Genomic DNA, 21,954 nt, shown 5'->3' on the forward strand with positions numbered 1-21,954 from the left:
GTGCCACTGCGGCTCGGCGCGTCATCCGTCGCGGTCGGCGCGCTCCATCCAGCGGATGAGCGGCAGCAGCGGGACGATCCAGATGAGCCCGGCGACGAGGAAGAACGCCGTCTGTGCCAGCTTGGGCGCCTCCTGGATGCGGCCCTGGGCGACCACCATCACGACCAGGGCGTAGACCACGACGAAGATGATCATTCCGATCGAGCCGATGAGTTTGCGCTGGCTGCGGGGCATGGCTTCTCCTGCTGATGCTGCTGGCGCGCCGGGCCGCTGCCTCGAACCGCTCCGATCCGGCTGCGGCGGTAGCACGCGTTGCCCTGGGTGCGCCACAGACCTAAGTCGGGCGCATGACCATCTCCGCCCTGTCCCAGCCGCCCGCGGCGCCCGCTGCCGCAGCTCCCGCCGCGGATCGGATGGCGGCGGTGCGCGCCTGGCTTGCCGTGGTGGCGCTGCTCGTGGTCGCCATGGTGATCCTCGGTGGGGCGACGCGGCTCACCGGATCAGGCCTGTCGATCACCGAGTGGAAGCCAGTAACCGGCGCCATCCCGCCCTTGTCGGACGCCGCCTGGGCCGAGGAGTACGCCAAATACCGGGCGACGCCGCAATACAAGCTGCTCAACGCCGGCATGGCCCTGTCCGAGTTCAAGTTCATCTTCCTGTGGGAGTGGACGCATCGCCTCCTCGGGCGCCTGATCGGGCTGGTCTACATCCTGCCGCTGGTCGTCTTCGCCGTGCGCGGCACGGTTCGCGGCCGACTGCTCTGGATTCTGGCTGGTATCGGCATGCTCGGCGGGCTGCAGGGGGCGATCGGCTGGATCATGGTCCATTCGGGCTTGCAGCCCGGCATGACGGCCGTCGCTCCGGTGAAGCTGATGCTGCACCTCCTCGCCGCCTGCCTGGTGCTCGCCGCGGTGCTGGCGGTGTGGGTCGGACTGCGGCCGCGCGCCGAGCCGGCGGCACCCACCCGCCTGCGGGTAACCGCCTGGCTGCTCGTCGGGCTCAGCTTTATCCAGATCGGGCTCGGCGCGCTCGTCGCCGGTCTGCACGCCGGCCTGATCTACAACACCTGGCCGCTGATGGACGGCCAGCTGGTGCCGGGGCCGCAGGTGCTGTGGCCGCTCACCCCTTGGTGGCTGAACCTCTTCGGCACCGTGGCTACGGTACAGTTCGACCATCGGGTTGGCGCCTACGCACTGCTGGCCCTGGCGCTTTCCCATGCGGTCGATGCCGCGCGCCACGCCGGCGGCCGGCCGGCGGCTCGCCGGGCGGCAATGCTCGCCGTGATCGTCGGCCTCCAGGCGGTGCTCGGCATCTTGACGTTGCTGCTCCAAGTGCCGCTCTGGGCCGGGCTCTTGCATCAGCTCGGCGCCGTGGCGGTGCTGGCGGTGGCGGTGATCCACGCACGCCGCATCGGTCTCGCCGCCGCTCCGCTGCGCGCGTCGGCCGCGCTGGCGCGTTGAAAGGCGCGCCATTCAGCGTGCGCGGAGCAGCTTGATCCGCGGTTGTGCGCCGGTGGCAGCCTTGACCGTGGCTCAGCGGTTGTCCGGGCCGGGCTGACTGAGATTGCCGTTGGCATAGCTGTCGGGGCAGACCGTCGTCGGCTCGCCGTAGCCCGCGTAGACGACGCGGACCGGCCTCGTCGGGCAGGGCGCGGAAGCTGCTGTGCGTTGCACCGTCGCCGGGCCGACGTAGAGCTCGTGCACGGTGGCGACGCGATCGGACGGTCGAATCGGCTGTCCCAGCGCTGATGTCGCGGCGAATGTCAGCACTGCGGCCGCAGCCAGCCCTCGCCGCGCACCGCGCCGGCTCCATCCATCATGCATGGTCACGTGTCGATCCCCGCCCATCTGCTCGGCGGTGGCCCGCTGAGCTTTTCGACCTAGTTCTAACAGTACGGGGAACCTAGAGGAACGCTCCGGCCCTTCGCGTGTGCTCGGACACCGCAACGGGGCCGGCGCGGTGCCATCGTTCGGGTGCGTCGGCGGCGGCGCCGGCAAGGGGAGGCCAGGCTTCGAGGAGCCGGCTACACCGAGCTGCAACTGCGCGAGGGCTAGGGTTCGCCTGAACGCATGTGCTTGGAGCACGTCATGGTAACGATCATCCAGCCGGCTGGCGTTCCGATCGGGGTTGTCGCCACGGCAATCGTGTCGGCGACCGTCGCCCAGAAATCCTCGCCAGCGGCGGTGCTTCGCCACCTGTTCAAGGCCCCGGCGCAGGAACAGCGTCTGGTGGCGCAAAATCGCCGCCGCGTGTGATCTGCCTGGAGCTTTGCGCCATTGGATAAGACCATCCAATGGCACAGAGATGCTCTAGCTCACTGAATCTCGAGCGCTTCCGAGCGCAAGGGGGTTCCATCCAATCGCGGGCGACTGAAGGGGAGTTCCCCCGTCGGAGATCAGCCGTCGCTCAGCGCCCGGTCAAGGTCGGCGATGAGGTCGGCGGGCTCTTCCAGGCCGATCGACAACCGGACCACGTCGGGGCCGGCGCCTGCGGCGATCTTCTGGGCGTCGGCCAGCTGCCGATGCGTCGTGGACGCGGGATGGATGACCAGCGAGCGGGTGTCGCCGATGTTGGCGAGGTGGGAGAACAGCTCCAGCGCCCCGACCAGCTTGACCCCGGCGTCGTAGCCACCCTTCAGGCCGAATGTGAACACGGCGCCGGCGCCCTTGGGCACGTACTTGCGCGCGAGCTCGTGGTAGGCGTCACTGGCGAGGCCGGGATAGCTGACCCAGGACACCGCCGGGTGACGGGCGAGATGCTCGGCGACGACGAGGGTGGAGTCCGACTGGCGCTGCATACGCAGCGGCAGGGTCTCGATGCCCGTGAGGATCTGGAAGGCGTTGAACGGCGACAGCGCCGGGCCGAGATCGCGCAACGACAGCACGCGCGTCGCGATCGCGAAGGCGAAGTTGCCGAAGGTCTCGCCCAGGACCATGCCGCCGTACTCCGGACGCGGCTTCGAGAGCATGGGATAACGGTCGTCGCCGGCCCAATCGAAGGTGCCGCCGTCGACGATCAGGCCGCCGATCGAATTGCCGTGGCCACCGAGGAACTTGGTGGCCGAATGGACGACGATGTCGGCGCCGTGCTCGAACGGCCGCCACAGGTAGGGCGTCGCCATGGTATTGTCGACGATGAGCGGCACCTTGGCCTTCTTGGCGATGACGGCGATCGCCTCGATGTCGACGATGACGCCGCCCGGGTTGGCGATCGACTCGACGAAGATCGCCTTGGTGCGGGGGCTGAGCGCGCGTTCGAAGGCGGCCGGATCGTCGGGATCGGCCCACACGACGTTCCAGCCGAAATTCTTGTAGGAGTGGTTGAACTGGTTGATCGAGCCGCCGTAGAGCTTGGTGGCGGCGATGAACTCGTCGCCGGGCTGCATCAGCGCGTGCATGGTGAGAAATTCGGCGGCGTGGCCGGAGGCGACGGCGAGCGCCGCGGTGCCGCCCTCCAGCGCCGCCACGCGCTCCTCGAGCACGGCATTGGTCGGGTTGCCGATGCGCGTGTAGATGTTGCCGAACGCCTGCAGGCCGAAGAGCGAGGCCGCATGGTCCACATCGTCGAACACGAACGAGGTGGTCTGGTAGATCGGCGTGGCCCGCGCCCCGGTCGTCGGATCCGGCTGGGCGCCGGCGTGGACTGCGAGCGTGGCGAAGCCCGGGCCTTGTTGCGACATCTGTGGTCCTCCCATTGCCAGCCGCGGCAGCCGCGTGCCGGAGGCGCCGTCTTAGAGCATCCGGCGCGACGCGGAAACCGGGTTGTGCCTTGAGCCGGCCGATGCCGGCGAGGGCCTCGCTGTTGATAACGCGGCGCTCCCGCCAGCCCAGGGTGAGGGCGCGAGCGCGTCGGGCACGTCAGGCGTAGCGCGCCCTGGCTTTGGCCCGCGCCTTGGCGGCCTCGGTGGCGCGGTCGCGGGCCGGCTGGGAGGTCTCCAGCGATGCCAGCAGGCGGCGGGCCGCCTCCGCGACCTCGTCGACGGCGCGGTCGAAGGCCTCTTCGTTGACCCTCGAGGGCCGTGCGAAGCCGCTCAACTTGCGTACGAATTGCAGCGCGGAGGCGCGGATCTCGTCCTCCGTCGCGCCGGGCTCGAAGTTAAAGAGCGTGCGGATGCTGCGGCACATGGTGAGCTCCAGAGACGGCGGCCTCGTTCCACCGACGGCCGCGTCGGCTACCTCATGCGGGGGCCTCGCCGCGCACGACGAGGTCGCCCTCGAGGGTCAGACGCCCAACTCCGCTTGGTGATCCATCCGGTCGGAACGGACCGTGCGGAGCCGGGTGCGGATGGCCGAGAAGCCGAACAGGCGCGAGACGGCGCCGCCGAGCTGCTGTCGCCGGGACGCCGCCGTTCGTCGACGGCGCGGGTAATGGCGGCGTCGATCTCGGTGGTCGGCAGCATGTCCGGTTTGCGGAGCCTTGGCGAGCCCCGAGCCCTGGGCACGACGACCTTCCCGCCCAAGCGTTCGGTAAAAGGTCGGCTTGCCGTGAGCACGGGGCGCGCTCGCGAAGGCCGCCCGGCATCATCCAACACGGCGGCGCGGCCGGCACTGTCTGGCCGATCTCCAGCGGGGCCGGCTCAGCAGGCCGTCCGCCTGCGCCGCCCAATCGAGACGCTGGCCTCGCCACCGCCGCCGCAGTACCAGAAGCAGTCAGGACGCCTGGAAGCGAGGCGGCGGATAACGGCGGACGCCGCCAGCGTGGCCTGGCGGCCCGCATCGCAAGGAGGACGACGATGGTCCACATACTCGGCCTCTCCGGCAGCCTCCGGCGCCAGTCGTTCAACACCGGCCTGCTGCGGGCGGCCGTACCTCTCGTGCCGGAGGGCTCAAGCCTGTCGGTGCTCACACCCGAGGGCATCCCGCTCTACAACGCCGATGTCGAGGCAGCCGAAGGCCTGCCGCCGGCGGTCGTGGCGCTGAAGGACGCCGTCGTCGCGGCCGACGGCGTGCTGCTGGCGACGCCGGAATACAACAATGGCCTGCCCGGCGTGTTCAAGAACATGATCGACTGGGCCTCGCGCCCCGCCGACGACATCGGCCGGGTCTTCGGCGGCAAGCCGGTGGCAGTGATCGGCGCTTCGCCTGGCGGCTTCGGCACCATACTGGCGCAGGACGCCTGGCTCGGCGTGCTCAGGACCCTCGGCACCCGCCCGTGGTTCGAGGGCCGGCTGCTCGCCTCGCGGGCCGGCAGCCTGTTCGACCATGACGGGCAACTGACCGACGAGCCGACTCGGGAGCGGCTGCGGGCTTTCCTCGCCGGCTTCCTGAGCTTCGTCGAAGGCGCGCGGGCAACCTGACCCGACCATCCCGGCGGTTCTGGCCGCGGGCGGAAGGGCGGCAGCGGCGGTCTGGCCGCCGGCCTCTGTCTCTTTGGCGATGATGCGTACGTCTTATGACGGAACGGGGTGCGACCTTTGCGCCCTAGGATGCGGGCCGACCTCATCGAACCATGATGGGATCCAACATCGATCGGTAGAGGCGCCGGCATGATCGAAGGGGTCTTGTTCTTCGACGAAGCTTCGATCCTTGTGGACGGCTTCGAGGCGTGGGGAGCAGTCCTCGGCGGCAGCGTACGGCGCTCCCGCGAGGCATTGAACGTCCAGGTGCGGCGGCTGAAACGTGCCGTGAAGGCGCGGGTGTTGTGGCGTTGGGCGCCGCTCGTCCCGGAGGACGATTTCACCGCGTGCTGCCGGCAAGCCATCAACGAGCTCAAGCTGCGCGGCTCGGGTCGGATCATCGGCGACTATCTCGAGTTCGGCGTCAGCCGGGGGACGTCGCTCGCCTGCATGCATCACGCATTGGCGGCGGAACAGCTGGGGGATGTCCGCCTCATCGGCTTCGACTCGTTCGAGGGGCTGCCGCCGGAGGCAGCCGAGGAGGGCGGCAGCATGTGGGAGCCGGGCGCCTATGGCTCCGCGCTCGGCACCACGCGCACCTATCTCAAGCGCAAGGGTGTCGATCTGCGCCGGGTCAATTTGGTGAAAGGCTGGTTCAAGGATACGCTCACCGCGCAGACGCGGCGTGCCCTGAAGCTCGAGCAAGCCAGCCTCATCATGGTCGACTGCGACATCTATTCGGCATCGCGCGACGCCCTGTTCTTCTGCGAACCGCTGATTGGCGATGTCGCCGTCATCTTCTTCGATGACTGGGGATGGCGATCGGACATCGGCGAGATCGGCCAGAAAGAGGCGTTCGACGAGTTTCTCGCCGCCTTCCCTGAGCTGTCGGCCACGCCGCTGCCGGCCTACCTGCCGCAGGCGCGGGTGTTTCTGGTGACGCGCGGCGGGGCGAAGCACGGCGAGAAGCGCGTCACGTCGGCCATGGCGACCCCAGGATGATGTTGCAAAAGTTCATCCGTCTGTAGCTCGGGTCCTTGAGCGCCAGCACGTCGGCCTTGACGTTGCCGAACGTCGTGAGCGGCTTCTTGATGATGCCGTTCGCGAAGTGATCGATGACGTTCTCCTTGAAATTGTGCTCGCGCGGGTGGTGGGCGCAGACGTGGTCACGCTGCATCGGCGTGAAGTCGTCATAGGCCATGCCGAGCACGTCCATCTCCACGCCCGCCGTCAGCAGCGCGACGGTGGGGCGCATGTGCTCGGGTATGCCGGGCGTGGTGTGAAGCGCGATCGCCGCCCACACGTCCTCGATGTCGCGCTCCACCACGCCATAGCCCGTTAGGAATTGACGGGCCGCGTTGGCGCCGTCGACTTCGAAGCGCAGGTCAGGGCTCGCGTAAGCTTCCGTCAGCCCCATGTCGTGGAACATCGCTCCGACATAGAGAAGCTCCGGGTCATAGCTGAGGCCGCGTCGCTCGCCGGCCAGCGCGCCCCACAGGAACACGCGGCGGCTATGGTTGTAGAGCAGATCGTCCTCGCTATCGCGGACGAGTTGAGTCGCGGCCCGGGTCAGGGCGCTGTCGGGGACACGTATGCCGGCGATGATCTCGGTCAATTGACGACACTCCTTCATTTGGCAAGACGGGGCCGCGGCGTGAATCCACGCGCACGGGGCTGCCGTCGTCCGGGGTTCATCGGCGTCGCGCTCAGGGGACGAAGCTCGATCTGCCGGTCCTTTTGTGGTTGTTCGCAGCCGCCGTCGCAACGCGGTCTGTCCGCCGGATCGCGCCAACCGCACGGCAATTCGCGCCAGCGGCGGATTGGGGGGTGGCATGGCGGTTCAGAGAGTGGCGGTCGCGATCCACGAGGGCGTCCAGGCGCTCGACGTGGCTGGTCCGCTCGACGCGTTCGCCGAAGCCAACGCGTTCATTGCGCCCGATGACAGGTACGAGACCGTGTTGGTCGGGCCCGGCCGGGAGCCTTTGCGCGCCTCCAACGGCATGCGCATCGCCGCCGATACCAGCTTCGCGGAGGCGCAGGGCGAATTCGCGATTGTACTGGTCGCCGGAGGCCCCGCCCTTCCGCAGTCGGCGCCGGAGCCGGGGTTGACGCAATGGCTGCGCGGCGCCCCAACGCGTGCCGGCCTCTACGGCTCCGTCTGCACGGGGGCCTTCGCGCTCGGCGACGCCGGACTGCTGGACGGCCACAGGGTAACCACCCACTGGCAGAATGCGCAGCTGCTTGCATCACGGTTTCCTGCCGCCCTGGTGGAGCACGACCGTATCCATATCCGTGACGGCCGGCTGGTGACCTCGGCCGGCATCACCGCGGGGATCGATCTGGCGCTGGCGCTCATTGGCGAGCGGCATGGGCCGCAGGTCGCCGTCGCCGTGGCCAAGCGGCTGGTCGTCGTCGCCCAGCGGCAGGGCGGCCAGTCGCAGTTCAGCCCCTACCTGACGGCGCCCGTCCACGGCGAATCCCCGATCGCCCGCGCGCAGGCCTACGTGATGGCCCACGTGGGTGACCGGCACACGCTCCGGTCTCTGGCTCGCGAGGTCGGCATGAGCACGCGCAACTTCGCGCGTCACTTCGCGCAGGCCACCGGGGTCACGCCGCACGAGTTCGTGGACCGCGCCAGGGTCGACGCGGCGCGGTATCTGCTGGAAGCCAGCGATCAACCGCTCAAGGCCGTGGCCCATGCGTGTGGCTTCGGGTCGGCGGACCGCATGCGCATCGTATTCGGGGAACGGCTCGGCGTGTCGCCGGCGCAGTACCGCGCCAGCTTCAGGTCAGCCTGAGGTTGGTGCGAGACCTTCAGCAGATCGAGCCGCCTCCGAGCCGTTCCCGGCCCGGAGGCGGCTGCTTGACCCCCCGAGCTGGTCAGGCCGCCAGATCGAAGCGATCGAGGTTGGTCACCTTGGTCCAGGCCGCGACGAAGTCGTTGACGAACTTCTCCTTCGCATCCGAGCTGGCGTAAACCTCCGCCAGGGCTCGTAGCACCGAGTTCGAGCCGAACACGAGGTCGACTCGGGTGCCGGTCCATTTGGTCTCGCCGGTCTTGCGATCGCGCCCCTCGAACACGTCATTGGCGTCGGAGACGGGCTTCCACTGCGTCGCCATGTCCAAGAGGTTGACGAAGAAGTCGTTGGTCAGCGCGCCGGGGCGGTCGGTGAGCACGCCATGGGCTGACCCGTCGGCGTTGATGTTGATCGCGCGCAGGCCCCCGATCAGCACGGTCAGTTCGGGCGCCGTCAGGGTGAGCAACTGCGCCTTGTCGATCAGGAACACCTCGGCGGGCGCGGCGAGCCCCGCCTTCTGGTAGTTGCGGAAGCCGTCCGCGACCGGCTCCATCCCGGCAAAGGAAGCGGCGTCCGTCTGATCCTGCGAGGCATCGGTGCGGCCGGGCGTGAACGGCACGGTCACATCGTAGCTGGCCGACTTCGCCGCCTGCTCGACACCGGCATTGCCGGCCAGCACGATCAGGTCGGCCAGGGAGACCTTCTTGCCATCGCTCGCCTTGTAGTTGAAGTCGCGCTGGATGCGCTCCAGCTCCACCAGCACCTTGCCCAGTTGTTCGGGCTGGTTGGCCTCCCAGTCCTTCTGGGGCGCCAGGCGGATGCGCGCACCGTTGGCGCCGCCGCGCTTGTCGCCGCCGCGGAAGGTGGAGGCCGAGGCCCAGGCGGTGGCGACCAGCTCGGACACGGTGAGACCCGTGGCCAGGATCGTGGCCTTGAGCGCGGCGGCGTCCGCCTCGTCGATCACTGGATGATCGACAGCGGGCACCGGATCCTGCCAGACGAGGACTTCCCTGGGCACTTCCGGGCCCAGATAGCGCTCGCGCGGGCCGAGATCCCGGTGGGTCAGCTTGAACCAGGCGCGCGCGAACGCCTCGGCAAAGGCCTGCGGGTTTTCCAGGAAGCGGCGGGAGATCTTCTCGTAGATCGGGTCGACGCGCAGCGACAGGTCGGTCGTCAGCATGGTCGGCTTGCGCTTCTTCGACGGATCGTGCGCGTCGGGAATGACGGCCTCGGCGTCCTTGGCCTCCCACTGGATGGCACCGGCCGGGCTGCGCGTTTGCACCCATTCGTACTTGAACAGGTTCTCGAAGAAGAAGTTGCTCCACTGGGCCGGCGTCTGTGTCCAGGTGACGTCCAGGCCGCTGCCGATAGCGTCGGCGCCGCTACCGGAGCCATAGGCACTGATCCAGCCCAGGCCCTGCGCTTCGAGGCCGGCGCCTTCCGGATCGGGTCCTTTGTGGGACTCGGCCGAGGCGCCGTGGGTCTTGCCGAAGGTGTGGCCCCCGCCGATCAGCGCGACCGTCTCCTCGTCGTTCATCGCCATGCGCGCGAAGGTCTCGCGGATGAACTTGGCGGCGGACAGCGGGTCGCCGTTGGCGCCGGGGCCCTCCGGATTGACGTAGATCAGGCCCATCTCGGTGGCGCTCAACGGCGCATCGAAGCTCTCGAGCGTGCGGTGGGTCAGCCAGGCCGTCTCGGAGCCCCAGTTGACGTCCAGGTCCGGCTCCCACGTGTCCTCGCGGCCGGCGCCGAAGCCGAAGGTGCGAAAGCCCATGGTCTCCAGCGCCACGTTGCCGGTAAGGATCAGCAGGTCCGCCCAGGAGATCTTCTGGCCGTACTTCTGCTTGATCGGCCAGAGCAGGCGGCGTGACTTGTCGATGTTGACATTGTCAGGCCAGCTGTTGAGCGGAGCGAAGCGCTGCTGGCCACGGCCGCCGCCGCCCCGGCCATCGGCCAGGCGGTAGGTGCCCGCGGCGTGCCACGACATACGGATGAACTGGGGTCCGTAGTGGCCGAAGTCGGCAGGCCACCAGTCCTGCGAGTCGGTCATCAGCTTGCGCAGGTCGTTCTTCAGCGCCTCGTAGTCGAGCTTCTTGAACTCCTCGCGGTAATTGAAGGTCGTGTCCAGCGGGTCGGACTTGGTCGAATGCTGGTTCAGCAACTCGACGTGCAGCCGCTTGGGCCACCAGGCGCTGCTCTGAGTGCCGCCGGCGATAGAAAACGGGCATTTGGCTTCAGTCGTCACAGATGTTCATCCTTTTCTTCGAATTCAGCGTCACAGCTTTGGCAAACGCCGCGAAAGACGATGCTGGCTTCGATAATCCGCATGCCGTGATTGTCATGTGGCTCGAGACACGGAGCGTGCCCAACAATACAGTCAACGTCTTCAATACGCCCGCATCGGATGCATTGAATGTGGTGGTGGTTATCTTCAATGCGTGTCTCATAACGGGCGCTGGCCGAATCCGGCAGGCTGATCCGACGGATCAGGCCCTTGCCTGAAAGGTCCAGCACGATGAGATGGACGGCCTGAAGGGAAATTGTCGGCAGCGAGCACCGGACGGCCTGAAAGATGGCCTCGGCGTCCGTGTGCGGATGATGGTGCAGAAATTCGAGCACCGCCATGCGCTGAGCCGTGGCGCGCAGCCCTTTGGCTCTCAGGGTTTGCGCCCAGTCATCGTCGTGGGAGGGATGGCCCGGTGACTGCTGCATAGCTACAGCATAGCTTCTAATTTTACTAATTCAAGATAGCTAGTGACTAAAATTTAGGGCATCCACGGCGCGGACGAAAAGCTTGGCTGGGGTCGGGGAGATGCGGGCGACAGCTTGGCAGGGGCGAACGACGCCTTCATGAACCTGCGCGCGGCGGGCAGGGCGAGAAACGGCGCGAGCGCGGCTCACGGCCGGTAGAACAGGGCCTCGACGAGGAGCCTGAAGGCAGGGGACGTGTGCCGGCGGCTCGGATAATAGAGATAGTGGCCCGGAAAGGGCGGACACCAGTCCTCGAGGACGCGGACGAGGCGGTGCGGCTGCTGACGGCCCGATGGTGCATTTCGCGGTTGCTGAAGCGCGCGACGGGAGCGTGGTGACTTGGATGAACAAGGTCTCCGACGACGAGTATCGCGGCGGCGGGCCGCAACCAGAGTAGGTCGCCAGGGCCGGGGCCGGTCATGGGGTGGGGCGGGGAGGGCCGTCCGGCGACCGCCGCTCGGGCTTCTCCCACGATCGACGATCGTCCGATACGCGACCTCGCGGCATGCTCTCCTTGGCGCCGCGCCGGCCTTGGGCGCTCGCAAGCCCCTCTGGACAACGAATGCCGATGGGATGATGGGTGTGGCATAACCGACGAACGCCGGTGGGGGCCCTGCCACCGTCCGTCGGCGTCTGCTTTCGGCGAGGGGAGCGTGAGACCGTGACAGCGCGGACGGCGGCCTGATGCAGGCACCCACCATCCAGAAAGCAAGCTTCGTCGCGCTGATCGTCCTGGTGACGGCGGCCTTCGTCTGGCTGCTCCTGCCGTTCTACGGCGCGATCTTGTGGGCGGTCATCCTGGCGATCCTGTTCCATCCCCTCCAGCGCAGGCTTGAGAGGGCTTTCGGCGGCCGAGCCAACCTGGCCGCCGCGGTGAGCGTGCTGGCCTGCATCTGCATCGTGGTCATTCCGGGCTCGCTGGTGCTCGGTTCCCTCGCCACGGAGGCCACCAGCCTGTACGGCCGCGTCAGCTCGCGGGAATTCGATGCGGCCGCGATGGTGGATCAGATCCGCGGTGCACTGCCGTCCTTCGTAATCGATGCCTTGTCTGCACTCGACCTGGGCAGCATCGAGGAGATCCAGAGCCGGCTTACATCCTTCCTCGGCCAGGCCGCTCAGGCGATCGCCACGCGGGCGGTGGCCATCGGCCAGAACACGGCGCAGTTCGTCATCAGCCTCGGCGTGATGCTCTACGTCCTGTTCTTTCTGTTCCGCGACGGCACACGGCTGGCGGTCACGATCCGTAACGCAAGTCCGCTGAGCCGGCACCACACCGACCACATACTGGCCAAGTTCGCGGAGGTCGTGAAGGCGACGGTCAAGGGCAACGTCATCATCGCGATGATCCAGGGCGCGGTCGGCGGCGTGACGTTCTGGCTGCTCGGCGTCGATGCGCCGTTGCTGTGGGGCGTCCTCATGGCGGTGCTGTCGCTGTTGCCTGCGGTCGGTGCCTTTCTCATCTGGGGTCCGGTGGCCCTCTATCTGCTGCTGTCGGGCGCCTACCTCAAGGGCGCAATCCTCTTCGCGGTTGGCATCTTCATCATCAGCACCATCGACAACTTGCTGAGGCCGCCGCTCGTCGGCAGGGGCACCCGGCTGCCGGACTATGTGGTGCTCGTCTCCACGCTCGGCGGGATCGCGGCCATCGGCATGAACGGCTTCGTCCTCGGCCCGCTCATCGCCGCCTTGTTCATCGCCGTCTGGTCGCTGTTCGCCGCCGACCGGATGCGCCCTTGACCCCAAGGGCAGGGCCGCGGCGACGGGACGGTCCGCGACGGCGAGCGAGGTCATCGGGGCGGGTGCCGGTGATGTCGGTTGGGCGAGGCATGCGCGGCGCGCCCAGGCTTCGTCTCGACCTCGGTGCGGCGGGGGACGACCGGCTTTCGCGCGGCGCGTGGTGGAACGTCACCAGGCGCGTCCGCTGCGCAAGCCATGTTCCGTTCGCAGATTCAGAACGCCGGATTTCCTGGCACCGGGTTGGGGGCGCGGCGCAAAGCATGCGAGCATCTGGGTGCGCTTTCGCGTGATCGCGCGGCGCTGGACTGAACCGCACGGGATGCCGGCCTCCACATATTCTGCATCGCCTCCGCCACCGCGACGGAGGGTTCCGCAAACTGATCAGCGAGGGCCACGCATGGCCCGCCGCGACGTTCATCGAGGAGAAGACAGACCGTGAGCTGGAGCCCATGCCCCGACCCCACACTCGGCGATCGCGCGACAGCCGAGGCGGTCGAAATCCTGATCGTGCCGCGCGCCGTCGATCTCGGCGAGATGGAGGTCCGCCGTGCCCTGCCGTCGATCAAGCGCCAGATGGTCGGACCCTTCATCTTCTTCGATCAGATGGGACCGGCCGAGTTCCTCACCGACCAGGGCATCGATGTGCGTCCGCATCCGCATATCAATCTGGCGACGCTGACCTACCTCTTCGAGGGCGAGATCTTGCATCGCGACAGCCTTGGCACCGAACAGACGATCCGGCCCGGCGCGGTCAATTGGATGCGGGCCGGCCGCGGCATCGTCCATTCTGAACGCACGAGCGTTGAGCGCCGGCGAAATGGTCAGCGCCTGTTCGGCATCCAAACCTGGATGGCGCTGCCCGAGGATCGCGAGGAAGATGATCCCGCGTTCCTGCATCACGGCGCCGAGTCCCTGCCGCTGATCGAGGCCGACGGGGTGACGGCGCGTCTGATCGCGGGCAGTGCGCTAGGGGAGACTTCACCGCTGCAGACGGCGTCCGAGACGCTCTATGCCGACGTTCAGTTGGCGCAAGGCCGGTCAATGCCGATCGATGCCGTCTACGAAGAACGCGCGCTCTATACCATCTCGGGCGAGATCGATGTGGCGGGCGACAGCTTCGGGGCCGCGCAACTCCTCGTGCTGCGAGCGGGGGACGCGATCACCGTCAAGGCCCGGTCGGACGCGCGCTTCATGCTGTTCGGCGGCGCGCCGCTGGGCGGCCCGCGCTACATCTGGTGGAACTTCGTCTCCTCGCGGCGCGAGCGGATCGAGGCCGCCAAGGAGGAATGGGCGCGCGGACGCTTCGATACCGTCCCCGGCGACGAGGCCGAGTTCATACCGCTGCCCGACAAGAAGGATCCCCCGCAGCGCGCTACGGGAGGTGTGTTCTACCCCTGACGCAGGCACGATCAGGGAACTGGCGCCATGCCGGGCGGCCGGGAGGACCGGCCCTCCTGCGAATATCGCGCCCGCACTGCGCGGGCGCCGCGCCGGGCGAGCGACTGAACGAGCGGCACCGTTCATGCCAGCGAGCCCCAACGCTGCCAGGGAGAAGCGGAGCTGGAGCGTAACCGCCGCGCCGAATTCAGTCTCTTTAGCAAGTCATCAAGATAAAAGAATTTGACCTGAGCCTAATCCTGTTCCGATCCGGGTCTACTTCTGGCGGTCGTGCGCTCGGCTGGGAGCCCTCCGGAGCCTTCGTCTCCGGAGGGCTTTCGTTCAACTGAGCGGTCGCAGACCTGCCTCGATGGATGCGCGCCGGTCCTCGAGGAAGGGCGGCAGGGAGAGGCGCTCGCCAAGGGTTTCCAGCGGCTCGTCCACGGCGAAGCCCGGCCCGTCGGTCGCGATCTCGAACAGGATCCCATTCGGCTCGCGGAAGTAGAGCGAGCGGAAATAATAGCGCTCGACCTCCCCGGAGCTCGGAACGCGGAGCTCCGAAAGCCGCGCGGCCCAGTTGTGGATCGCCGGCACGTCGGGCGTGCGGAACGCCACATGATGCACGGCGCCTGCGCCTTGGCGCGCCGCCGGCAAGCCCGGCTGGACCGCGACATGCAGCTCTGCTGCCGGGCCGCCTTGGCCCATGCTGAAGACGTGCACCTGCCCCTTGCCGTCCGGCGCGGGATAGTCGCGGATCCGTTCCATGTTGAGGACGGGGGTCAGGATCGCCTCGGTCGGCTTGAGATCCGGCACCGAGATGGTGATGGGGCCGAGACCTCGGATCTGCCGGGCGGAGGGGACGGGACTGCGTGCCCAAGGGCGAGCCGCGCCGAACCCGCCGTCGTCCACAAGCCGGAAGCGCTGGCCTTCCGGATCCTCGAAGTCGAGCCCGGCGCGCCCGTCGACCACGGCGATCTCGCTCGCCGTCGTTCCGGCTTCCTTGAGACGCGCGGCCCAGTATTCCAGGCTCTCCTCGCCCGAGACCCGCAACCCGGTGCGGCTGATCGAATGGGTGCCACGCCGCTCCCGCGCCGCCGGCCAATCGAAGAAGGTGAGATCCGTGCCCGGCGTCGCTTCGCCGTCGGCATAGAACAGGTGATAGGCGCTCGTGTCGTCCTGGTTGACGGTCTTCTTGACGAGCCGAAGGCCCAACGTTTCAGTGTAGAACCGCTTGTTGTCCGGGGCGTTCGCGGTGATTGCCGTCAGATGATGGATGCCGGTCAGTTGCATGGGGACCACTCCTTGTCTCTTCGGGCGAATGTCGTCGACCTCGACGCATGGGGTTAGAGCGGTGCGGCTGGACCTGGCGTTCGCGATTCTCGAACAGGCGCGTGGTCTTAATTTCGAGCGAACACCATCGGATTTTCCATGAAGTGGACCGTCGAAGAGCTAAGAACCTTCCTCGACGTGATGGAGGTTGGCACGGTATCCGCGGCGGCCGCGCGAGCGAATCTGTCGAAATCCGTCGTCAGCAAGCGCATCGCCGATCTCGAGGCGGCCCTCGGGGCGGCTTTGTTCCAACGCCATGCCGGGCGGATCACGCCGACCGAGACCGCCGCGGAGCTCGCCTCGCGGCTGCGTCCCGCACTGGCCGAGATCACGCACACGCTCGAGAGCGCGGCGTGGGGCATGGCGGGCCTGCGTGGCGGCCTTTCAATTTCCGCGCCGATGAGCTTCGGCATCCGCCATTTGAGCCCGGCGATCGCGGATTTCGCGCGCCGCCATCCGGACCTGGAGATCTTGATCGACTACGATGATCGCTTCATCGACTTGGCCCGCGGCCGTTTCGACCTGGCGGTGCGCATCGGCCAGATGCCCGATTCCGGCCTCATTGCGCGCAAGCTCTGCGAGGACCCCCGCGTCGTCTGCGCAAGCCCCGAATATGTCGCCCGCCGCGGTGCCCCGACCGGCCTCGCCGATCTGACCGAGCATCCCTCGATCGGCTATTTCAACATCCAGTCGGCGCAGCTCTGGCAATTTCTGGACGACAGGGGCGGCGTGGTCGGTGTGCCCATGCAGGGGCGGATATCCGCCAACAACGGCGAAGCGATGCGCGATATGGCGATCGCCGGTCTGGGCGTGACGATCGTGCCTCTGTTCATCGCCCATGACGCGCTCGCCGACGGCCGCCTGGTTCGCCTGGTCGACCATCTGACGCCCGTGCCCTTGCCGATCTCGGCCGTCTGGCCCCCGGTGAAGCCGATGCCGATGAAGCTTCGCGCCATCGTCGACCACCTGGCCGAGACGTTCGGGACCGCGCCGCCATGGCGGGCCGAGCGTTAGAGCATTTCCGCGTTTCTTCGAATCGCCGAAATACTCTATCTGTTTGTTTTATCGCGTTTTCTTCACGCGAACCGGCGTCCACTTCGCTCGAAAGCGCCCTAGGACGGTTCGGTCCGGCATTCCACCCGGCCGTCTGCGGTCGCCGGACGGCGCGTGATGCCGCGGTTCGGCGGGCTCGTCGCCCGACACGCCGGGAACGACGACACCCTCCTGAGCTGGCGCAGCCGCGCGGGGCAACATCACGCGGCGCAGGGGCATCGGCGTGAGCGATCCGACCATTGAAATGGACCACTAAATGGTCTAAATGTGTGGACGGCGAAAGTTCAGGCCAAGGCGGTGCGATGCAGATTTCGGTGACCGAAGCGAAGGGCCAACTCACTGAGCTGGTACGACGCGCCGAGGCGGGAGACGAGGTCATCCTCACGCGTCACGGTCATCCCGCCGTGAGGCTTGTTCCAGTTAAGCCCGTGGTCGACGCGAAATCCCGCAAGGCGTTGCTCGATGCGGTCCGTGCGTCTGCTGCGGCGAAGGCGACTGCCGGACCGAGCGCGGCGCGCAGCCAGGATTTCCTCTATGGTGACGACGGCCTTCCCGGATGATTGCCGTCGACACGTCCGCGCTCATGGCGATTGCGCTGAATGACACGGAGGCGGAAGCCTGCGCCGCCGTGCTCGAAGCCGAAGAACGTCTGCTGATCTCCGCCGGCACGGTTGCTGAAGCTCTGATCGTCGCCCGACGACGTAATGTCGGCGAAGAGGTGGGGCGCCTGGTCGATGGGCTCGGGTTCGAGATCGTCAGTGTGACGCCGGCTTCGGCACGACGCATCGCCGATGCCTACGAGAAATGGGGGAAGGGCGTTCACCCGGCGACGCTTAATTTCGGGGACTGCTTCGCCTATGAGGTGGCGAAGGAGCACGGATGTCCCCTGCTCTATGTGGGAGAGGATTTTAGGCGGACCGACATCGAAAATGCTCTTCGATGAGAGCGAAGCAACGCAGCTGGCAGCAGCTAAGCATGGCGCTGTCCCTCTCACCTCGTCGTGACATGCCGCGAGTGGGCAGATGCCAAGCGCGAGAGCTTTCCCAATCGCTCGGAGCTGACGTGCGTGCGAGCGCCTTGCGGAGTTTGATGGCCCTATTCACCGCACGACGGGCGGTGAATAGGCTGCCTGAGGAGAATACGCTCGCACGCGTGAGGCGGCATGTCTCCCCTTCGACCTCTGGAAAAAAGGGGTGCAGCGTCAGCCCCTTATCCAGAAGGGACAATTCGTTTGGCGAGCATCTCGGCCGGTGTCTCGAGCCTTCCACGTCAAGCCCTAAAGTGGCCTCCTATCGACGTTGCCCGCGAAGCGCCTTCGGTTTGAATTGGTCTCCGTCGGTGACGGAGATGAAGAAGAGCCGGTTCACTCGTTCCTCGTCAGGGACGGTCCTCCATCTTCCGTAGGCGGATAGCGACCTGCGTGCGGTTCTTGGCGTTGAGCTTCCGCAGAATGTGCTTCACATGCACCTTGACCGTGCCCTCTGACATATCGAGCTCGTGGGCGATCAGCTTGTTCGGCAATCCCCGGCTGATGGCGTGCGCCACCTCTAGCTGACGCGGCGAGAGCGACGGGCCCTGTTCAGTGGCGGTCAGTGCATGGACCTCGTCAGCCGCCGGCGCCGCGGCGAGCGTGCTCGCGGGAATGAAGGTCCCGCCGGCGCGAACGAGTTCCAGGACCTTGGCGACGATCTCGATTCCCATGCTGGCTGCTGGCAGGAATGCCCGTGCGCCGCCATTCATCACGTGTGCGATCAGTTCCGCATCCTCGCAGTCGGACATGACCGCGACCGGAGGCGACCCGGGTCGTTCCACCACCTGCCGCAACCGCTCGCTGAAGACCTCGTCTTGCGGCGCCTTTCCCGAAGCCCACTGCACGAGCAGAGACGTCCGCGTGGCGACGTGGCTCTGTGCCCATTCGGGGACGCTCTCGAAGGCCACGAACTCGCGCGTGGGATCGATCGCCTGCAGCGAGGCGAGCACGCATTCGCGAAAGAAGGTCCGACTTTCGATCAGAACTGTGCACTCTCCCGACGAACTGGTGCGCTTAGTCACGCCGGGCATCGGCGAGAGGCGTACTTAGAGATGTCACCATTCAAACCCGAAAACGGCGGCGGAGCCTGGCGAATTGCGCGGCGCGGCGGCAAGCGCGTTTGCACGCGCGACGGCCCGCTCCCGAGGGAGCATTGGGCACCAAGCTAATGCGAGGCCGGGGATTGCACCTCCCCCAAACGGGGGATGGGCCGAACGAGTGATACGTTGGGCGCCGGATATCTCCCAGTCACAGATCCGACGTCTGGGGGCGAGTTGCGCCGATGCCGGCGAGCAGGCCGACGAGCTCGGCTTGTCGCCGCGTGCCGGTCTTGGCCAGTACAGCCTCGAGGTGGGTCTTCAACGTCTCGCGCGAGACGCCTTGCGCCTGCGCGGCGGAGGTCAGGTTGTGGCCACCGACCAGAGCCCGCGCCAGCTTCGCCTCAGCCGGCGTCAGGTCGAACAGGCCCGACAGCAAGTTGGAGCCGGGTGCGGCTGGCACTGTGACCGGCGTCGCCACCAGTACGGCCGCACCAAACGTGAAAAGGTCCTGCCCGGCCCCGCGGATCGGCACCAGGTGCACCACCAGCGCCGGGCTCTCGTCGATTGCCGGAATGCCGATGGAGCGGACGGCGCGGTGGCCGGTCCCTGCTCGAATCTCGGCCAAGGCGCTTTGCAGCAGTTCATCGCCTTTCGCGTGGCCGAGCGACAATCGATCGAAGGAGCCGATCCTGATCTGCCGAGGGATCTGCTCGAGCAGTCCGTTCGCAGCCAGCGCCTTGCCTGACGCGTCGAGCACCACGGCCGGCAGTCCAAGCTGTGCGAGGATCTCTATCCCGGCGAGAACACGCTCCCGATTGAGGCGCGCCGTCAGCAGTGCGGCCCGAGCCAGATGCGGACGTAGACCGTCCAGGGCGGCGATGTAACGCGATTCCACGGGGCCGCGCTCAAGGCGACGTTCCAGGCTGAAGGCCAGTATGTCACCGTTCGGGATGTCGATGACCGTGCCGGCAACCCAGCCCCAGCCCCGGGGCCGTAAGAGGTCGCGATAGAAGGGGGAACGGCTCATCTCCTCCCGCGTCAGCAGATCGGCATCGGAGACGAAGCCGGGGTGGCGCAGGGCGAGCGCGGACCGCAAACGGGCGTTGTCCGTGTGCGACCGGCTGATGATCTCCATCACCTCCCGAAAGGACTCTGACACTGTCCACGCCATGCCGGCGCTTCCGATCGTGAACATCGCCCCGCCGGCCCCTCCCATGAACACGGCGAGGTCGTGCAAGAGCTGTGGCCATCGATCCGGGACGATGCTGGCCTCGTACGCTCGGTCGATAAGCTGCTCGGCAGCATCGTCCATCACCGCTCCTATTTTTACCGCTCAGGCCCGCTGAAATTTAAACCGGCGCCACTCTTTGGGGGATGCGGCGCGAAGCGCTGGGCGTCAACGGTCTGCCCCATTGACACGGCGCCGGAGCCCGACGGCTCTCATCGGGCTGTCACCCTGTCCTGCGGACGCTGCGCAGCCCCGATTTTATCGGGTTCGTTCGCGCCGGCCATGGCCGGCCGCGCATGATCGCTGCTCCATCGCCCTCGATGGCCTCGTTCAGCCGGATCCAATCGTGCGTCGCCGGCAGGATCGTGACGAGCGCGTCGCGGCGCTTGTCGCGCGCCCGGCCCCGCAGGTCGTGCCCGTCCGGGAACAGCAGGTCGAACGCGGCCAGAGGCGCGCTGACGGCGGCCTTGTCGCAAGACCCGCGGCCGAGAACTTCTTGCAACAGACCCAAATGCGAGATGCCGCTCTCGTCGAGGATCGCCGCCTCGCCGTCGATGATCGCCGTTGCTGATCGGCAGCGCGGCAGCCGCAGCCGCGATCGACGGGAACCGGTGCGTCCAGTCGTTGCCGTTGCGCGTGCAGACAATGGCGCGACTCTCCTCGACGTCGCCGCCGACCCGATACCCGTCCCATTTGATCTCGCGCGTCCAACCGACGGCGGACGGCGGGCGGGCGACGAGCGTCGCCAGGCACGGCGGTATCCAGGCGGGGAGGGGCGCCTCAAACAGTTCGGGCTGGCGCTTGCCCCGCTTGCAGGGCGCGGCTGCGCGCCGTCACTGCGGCCGGCGCCCTGTTGCGTACGTGGCCGGCGAGGCGGAGCGGCCTTGGCTGAAGCATGGCACGGCGATGCCAACGGATCGAAGCGTCCGCCGCTCGCCGGCTGGAATGGCAAGAAACGTGCAACATGAGCCGCTCTTCGACGCGCAATCGTTGCGCTGGGGGCTCTAATGGAACGTTTTGGGGAAGGTGGCTCCTCGGGCCGGATTCGAACCAGCGACCAACCGGTTAACAGCCGGTTGCTCTACCACTGAGCTACCGAGGAACAGCGGAGGCCGCGTGTTAGCCCAACCCGATCCGGTGCGCAAGGCCTTTGATGGGGCAGCGCGACAGGGCGTCGGCGGCGGTCGCGCGGAAGGGGGCATCGCAAGCTTGTTCGCGGCGGGAAACGGCGGCGCCAAGGCGGCTCGCCGCCAAGGCTGTGGGCAGCGTGCGAGAATATCGCGGTGCATGAGTTGCCCCTGGGCCCCCGCCTGGGCTAAGAACCGCGCCGAGGCCTCGTGGCGGAGTGGTTACGCAGAGGACTGCAAATCCTTGTACGGGGGTTCGATTCCCTCCGAGGCCTCCAGTTCGCCGGGCTGGTTCCGGCGCCACGCGTCGTCCGAATCGCCGAGGGGTTCATGCTCGATTTCGCCGCGGCTCGCCGCACCATGGTCGATCGCCAGGTGCGCACCTTCGACGTGACCAACCTCGCCATCATTGCCGCCTTCGACGAGGCGCCGCGCGAAAAATTCGTGCCCCCGGGCCGCGAGGCCCTGGCCTACAGCGACGTGGCCGTGCCGCTCGATAGCACGGCGCCCTTCGCCAGGCGCTGCCTGCTGGCGCCGATGATCGTGGCACGGATGCTCCAGGCGCTCGACCTGAGCGAAGGCGAGGCCGTTCTCGACGCGGGCTGCGCCACCGGCTACACCACCTTGCTGCTGCACCGCCTCGGTGCTCGCGTCACGGGGCTCGAACCCGATGAGGCGCTGGCCGCGGCGGCGCGCGAGGCGCTCGCCGAATCGGGCGCCGGCGGTGTCGAGATCGCCGTCGGCCCGATCGCCGCTGGCTATGCCAAGGGGGCGCCTTACGACGCCATTCTGCTCAACAGTGCCTTCGAGGTGCAGCCGCAGGCGCTGCTCGACCAGTTGGTCGACGGCGGTCGCCTCGTCGGCATCGATGCGACCGAGGCGGTTGCCACCGCTTCGCTCTATGTGAAGCGCGGCACGGCGCTCAGCCGGCAGCCGCTGTTCGGTGCCTCCGCACCCATTGTCGACGGGCTCGAGGCGCCGGCCAAGTTCGTGTTCTGACGCCGTTCCCGAGCGCGCCCCGCGTGCGCTGCCCGGGACAGCGATTTCCCTCTTTCCAGACCCGCTCGCCAGGAGCGCCGGCGGCTTGCCGCCGTCTCCGAGGGCTCTTCCCCGGGTTCACTCCCGGAATCAATCGCTTGGGAGGTGCCT

Annotated in this window: 22 protein-coding genes, 2 tRNA genes and 1 pseudogene; 12 read left to right on the plus strand and 13 right to left on the minus strand. The window is 67.4% G+C overall.

The annotated features are described in order from the left end of the window. Positions 1-21: 21 nt before the first annotated feature. Positions 22-234, minus strand: a complete 213-nt coding sequence (locus IEW34_RS06150; protein ID WP_188608273.1) for a DUF2842 domain-containing protein — start codon at positions 232-234, stop codon at positions 22-24. 113 nt (positions 235-347) lie between these two features. Here IEW34_RS06150 and IEW34_RS06155 point away from each other — a divergent pair, with 113 nt between their 5' ends. After that, the gene (locus tag IEW34_RS06155; RefSeq protein ID WP_188608274.1) at positions 348-1,460 is read left to right on the plus strand and encodes a COX15/CtaA family protein; all 1,113 of its coding nucleotides are present in this window, start codon (positions 348-350) and stop codon (positions 1,458-1,460) included. 72 nt (positions 1,461-1,532) lie between these two features. On the opposite strand, the gene IEW34_RS06160 is transcribed toward IEW34_RS06155, so the two are convergent. Beyond that, positions 1,533-1,829: a hypothetical protein gene (locus IEW34_RS06160; RefSeq protein ID WP_188608275.1), complete on the minus strand. Its 297-nt coding sequence runs from the start codon at positions 1,827-1,829 to the stop codon at positions 1,533-1,535. Positions 1,830-2,087: 258 nt separating this feature from the next. Here IEW34_RS06160 and IEW34_RS06165 point away from each other — a divergent pair, with 258 nt between their 5' ends. Then, positions 2,088-2,255: a hypothetical protein gene (locus tag IEW34_RS06165; protein WP_188608276.1), complete on the plus strand. Its 168-nt coding sequence runs from the start codon at positions 2,088-2,090 to the stop codon at positions 2,253-2,255. Positions 2,256-2,395: 140 nt separating this feature from the next. Here IEW34_RS06165 and IEW34_RS06170 read toward each other — a convergent pair whose 3' ends face one another. Beyond that, the gene (locus IEW34_RS06170) at positions 2,396-3,679 is read right to left on the minus strand and encodes an O-acetylhomoserine aminocarboxypropyltransferase (RefSeq protein ID WP_188608277.1); all 1,284 of its coding nucleotides are present in this window, start codon (positions 3,677-3,679) and stop codon (positions 2,396-2,398) included. 178 nt (positions 3,680-3,857) lie between these two features. Then, complete coding sequence (locus IEW34_RS06175; RefSeq protein WP_188608278.1) at positions 3,858-4,124, minus strand: DUF2277 domain-containing protein; 267 nt, start codon at positions 4,122-4,124, stop codon at positions 3,858-3,860. 608 nt (positions 4,125-4,732) lie between these two features. On the opposite strand from IEW34_RS06175, the gene IEW34_RS06180 reads away from it, so the two are divergent. Together IEW34_RS06180 and IEW34_RS06185 are read left to right on the plus strand one after the other, a co-directional pair. After that, positions 4,733-5,296, plus strand: a complete 564-nt coding sequence (locus IEW34_RS06180; protein ID WP_188608279.1) for an NADPH-dependent FMN reductase — start codon at positions 4,733-4,735, stop codon at positions 5,294-5,296. 189 nt (positions 5,297-5,485) lie between these two features. Next, positions 5,486-6,337: a TylF/MycF/NovP-related O-methyltransferase gene (locus tag IEW34_RS06185; RefSeq protein ID WP_188608280.1), complete on the plus strand. Its 852-nt coding sequence runs from the start codon at positions 5,486-5,488 to the stop codon at positions 6,335-6,337. Here the strand turns inward: IEW34_RS06185 and IEW34_RS06190 are convergent. Further along, on the minus strand, positions 6,309-6,950 hold the full coding sequence (locus IEW34_RS06190) for an HD domain-containing protein (RefSeq protein WP_188608281.1): 642 nt from the start codon (positions 6,948-6,950) through the stop codon (positions 6,309-6,311). The genes IEW34_RS06185 and IEW34_RS06190 overlap by 29 nt on opposite strands. A gap of 217 nt (positions 6,951-7,167) precedes the next feature. Here IEW34_RS06190 and IEW34_RS06195 point away from each other — a divergent pair, with 217 nt between their 5' ends. Beyond that, entirely contained in the window at positions 7,168-8,133 is a 966-nt protein-coding gene (locus tag IEW34_RS06195; RefSeq protein WP_188608282.1) for a GlxA family transcriptional regulator, read from the plus strand. A gap of 82 nt (positions 8,134-8,215) precedes the next feature. On the opposite strand, the gene katG is transcribed toward IEW34_RS06195, so the two are convergent. From katG to IEW34_RS06210, 3 genes and pseudogenes are all read right to left on the minus strand, one after another. Then, positions 8,216-10,378, minus strand: coding sequence for a catalase/peroxidase HPI (gene katG, locus IEW34_RS06200; RefSeq protein WP_188608283.1), 2,163 nt, complete (start codon positions 10,376-10,378; stop codon positions 8,216-8,218). Further along, a complete protein-coding gene (locus tag IEW34_RS06205) occupies positions 10,375-10,845 on the minus strand; it encodes a Fur family transcriptional regulator (RefSeq protein ID WP_188608284.1) in 471 nt (156 codons plus the stop codon). The genes katG and IEW34_RS06205 overlap by 4 nt, the downstream gene beginning before the upstream one ends. Positions 10,846-11,030: 185 nt before the next feature. Beyond that, positions 11,031-11,156: pseudogene (locus IEW34_RS06210) on the minus strand (LysR family transcriptional regulator); the annotation flags it as partial. A 412-nt stretch (positions 11,157-11,568) separates the two neighbouring features. On the opposite strand from IEW34_RS06210, the gene IEW34_RS06215 reads away from it, so the two are divergent. Both IEW34_RS06215 and IEW34_RS06220 read left to right on the plus strand, forming a co-directional pair. Next, the gene (locus tag IEW34_RS06215) at positions 11,569-12,621 is read left to right on the plus strand and encodes an AI-2E family transporter (protein ID WP_188608285.1); all 1,053 of its coding nucleotides are present in this window, start codon (positions 11,569-11,571) and stop codon (positions 12,619-12,621) included. Positions 12,622-13,056: 435 nt separating this feature from the next. Continuing rightward, positions 13,057-14,019 (plus strand): pirin family protein, encoded by a 963-nt coding sequence (locus IEW34_RS06220; protein WP_188608286.1) that lies wholly within the window; start codon positions 13,057-13,059, stop codon positions 14,017-14,019. Between the two features lie 321 nt (positions 14,020-14,340). Here IEW34_RS06220 and IEW34_RS06225 read toward each other — a convergent pair whose 3' ends face one another. Next, a complete protein-coding gene (locus IEW34_RS06225) occupies positions 14,341-15,288 on the minus strand; it encodes a ring-cleaving dioxygenase (protein WP_188608287.1) in 948 nt (315 codons plus the stop codon). Between the two features lie 138 nt (positions 15,289-15,426). Here IEW34_RS06225 and IEW34_RS06230 point away from each other — a divergent pair, with 138 nt between their 5' ends. From IEW34_RS06230 to IEW34_RS06240, 3 genes are all read left to right on the plus strand, one after another. After that, positions 15,427-16,341, plus strand: a complete 915-nt coding sequence (locus IEW34_RS06230; RefSeq protein WP_188608288.1) for a LysR family transcriptional regulator — start codon at positions 15,427-15,429, stop codon at positions 16,339-16,341. Between the two features lie 341 nt (positions 16,342-16,682). Next, positions 16,683-16,940: a type II toxin-antitoxin system Phd/YefM family antitoxin gene (locus IEW34_RS06235; protein ID WP_188608289.1), complete on the plus strand. Its 258-nt coding sequence runs from the start codon at positions 16,683-16,685 to the stop codon at positions 16,938-16,940. Further along, positions 16,937-17,323 (plus strand): type II toxin-antitoxin system VapC family toxin, encoded by a 387-nt coding sequence (locus tag IEW34_RS06240; RefSeq protein WP_188608290.1) that lies wholly within the window; start codon positions 16,937-16,939, stop codon positions 17,321-17,323. The genes IEW34_RS06235 and IEW34_RS06240 overlap by 4 nt, the downstream gene beginning before the upstream one ends. A gap of 434 nt (positions 17,324-17,757) precedes the next feature. Here the strand turns inward: IEW34_RS06240 and IEW34_RS06245 are convergent, their stop codons facing one another. From IEW34_RS06245 to IEW34_RS06260, 4 genes are all read right to left on the minus strand, one after another. Next, positions 17,758-18,432: a response regulator transcription factor gene (locus IEW34_RS06245; protein WP_188608291.1), complete on the minus strand. Its 675-nt coding sequence runs from the start codon at positions 18,430-18,432 to the stop codon at positions 17,758-17,760. 226 nt (positions 18,433-18,658) lie between these two features. Continuing rightward, entirely contained in the window at positions 18,659-19,762 is a 1,104-nt protein-coding gene (locus tag IEW34_RS06250; protein ID WP_188608292.1) for a helix-turn-helix transcriptional regulator, read from the minus strand. 139 nt (positions 19,763-19,901) lie between these two features. Next, positions 19,902-20,324 (minus strand): DNA ligase-like domain-containing protein, encoded by a 423-nt coding sequence (locus IEW34_RS06255; RefSeq protein ID WP_188608293.1) that lies wholly within the window; start codon positions 20,322-20,324, stop codon positions 19,902-19,904. A 381-nt stretch (positions 20,325-20,705) separates the two neighbouring features. Next, positions 20,706-20,780 (minus strand) — tRNA-Asn (locus IEW34_RS06260). Between the two features lie 229 nt (positions 20,781-21,009). Here IEW34_RS06260 and IEW34_RS06265 point away from each other — a divergent pair. Continuing rightward, a tRNA-Cys gene (locus IEW34_RS06265) sits at positions 21,010-21,083 on the plus strand. 52 nt (positions 21,084-21,135) lie between these two features. Further along, entirely contained in the window at positions 21,136-21,804 is a 669-nt protein-coding gene (locus IEW34_RS06270; RefSeq protein ID WP_188608294.1) for a protein-L-isoaspartate O-methyltransferase family protein, read from the plus strand. The last annotated feature ends 150 nt before the right edge of the window (positions 21,805-21,954 follow it).

The organism is Chelatococcus reniformis (assembly GCF_014640075.1).
GTDB classification, from domain to species: Bacteria; Pseudomonadota; Alphaproteobacteria; order Rhizobiales; family Beijerinckiaceae; genus Camelimonas; species Camelimonas reniformis.

Bases quoted from the DNA above. Each gene is read 5' to 3' on its own strand.
- IEW34_RS06150 (WP_188608273.1), bottom strand. From the start codon at position 234: ATGCCCCGCAGCCAGCGCAAACTCATCGGCTCGATCGGAATGATCATC.
- IEW34_RS06155 (WP_188608274.1), top strand. From the start codon at position 348: ATGACCATCTCCGCCCTGTCCCAGCCGCCCGCGGCGCCCGCTGCCGCA.
- IEW34_RS06165 (WP_188608276.1), top strand. From the start codon at position 2,088: ATGGTAACGATCATCCAGCCGGCTGGCGTTCCGATCGGGGTTGTCGCC.
- IEW34_RS06170 (WP_188608277.1), bottom strand. From the start codon at position 3,679: ATGTCGCAACAAGGCCCGGGCTTCGCCACGCTCGCAGTCCACGCCGGC.
- IEW34_RS06175 (WP_188608278.1), bottom strand. From the start codon at position 4,124: ATGTGCCGCAGCATCCGCACGCTCTTTAACTTCGAGCCCGGCGCGACG.
- IEW34_RS06180 (WP_188608279.1), top strand. From the start codon at position 4,733: ATGGTCCACATACTCGGCCTCTCCGGCAGCCTCCGGCGCCAGTCGTTC.
- IEW34_RS06185 (WP_188608280.1), top strand. From the start codon at position 5,486: ATGATCGAAGGGGTCTTGTTCTTCGACGAAGCTTCGATCCTTGTGGAC.
- IEW34_RS06195 (WP_188608282.1), top strand. From the start codon at position 7,168: ATGGCGGTTCAGAGAGTGGCGGTCGCGATCCACGAGGGCGTCCAGGCG.
- IEW34_RS06205 (WP_188608284.1), bottom strand. From the start codon at position 10,845: ATGCAGCAGTCACCGGGCCATCCCTCCCACGACGATGACTGGGCGCAA.
- IEW34_RS06215 (WP_188608285.1), top strand. From the start codon at position 11,569: ATGCAGGCACCCACCATCCAGAAAGCAAGCTTCGTCGCGCTGATCGTC.
- IEW34_RS06225 (WP_188608287.1), bottom strand. From the start codon at position 15,288: ATGCAACTGACCGGCATCCATCATCTGACGGCAATCACCGCGAACGCC.
- IEW34_RS06230 (WP_188608288.1), top strand. From the start codon at position 15,427: ATGAAGTGGACCGTCGAAGAGCTAAGAACCTTCCTCGACGTGATGGAG.
- IEW34_RS06235 (WP_188608289.1), top strand. From the start codon at position 16,683: ATGCAGATTTCGGTGACCGAAGCGAAGGGCCAACTCACTGAGCTGGTA.
- IEW34_RS06240 (WP_188608290.1), top strand. From the start codon at position 16,937: ATGATTGCCGTCGACACGTCCGCGCTCATGGCGATTGCGCTGAATGAC.
- IEW34_RS06250 (WP_188608292.1), bottom strand. From the start codon at position 19,762: ATGGACGATGCTGCCGAGCAGCTTATCGACCGAGCGTACGAGGCCAGC.
- IEW34_RS06270 (WP_188608294.1), top strand. From the start codon at position 21,136: ATGCTCGATTTCGCCGCGGCTCGCCGCACCATGGTCGATCGCCAGGTG.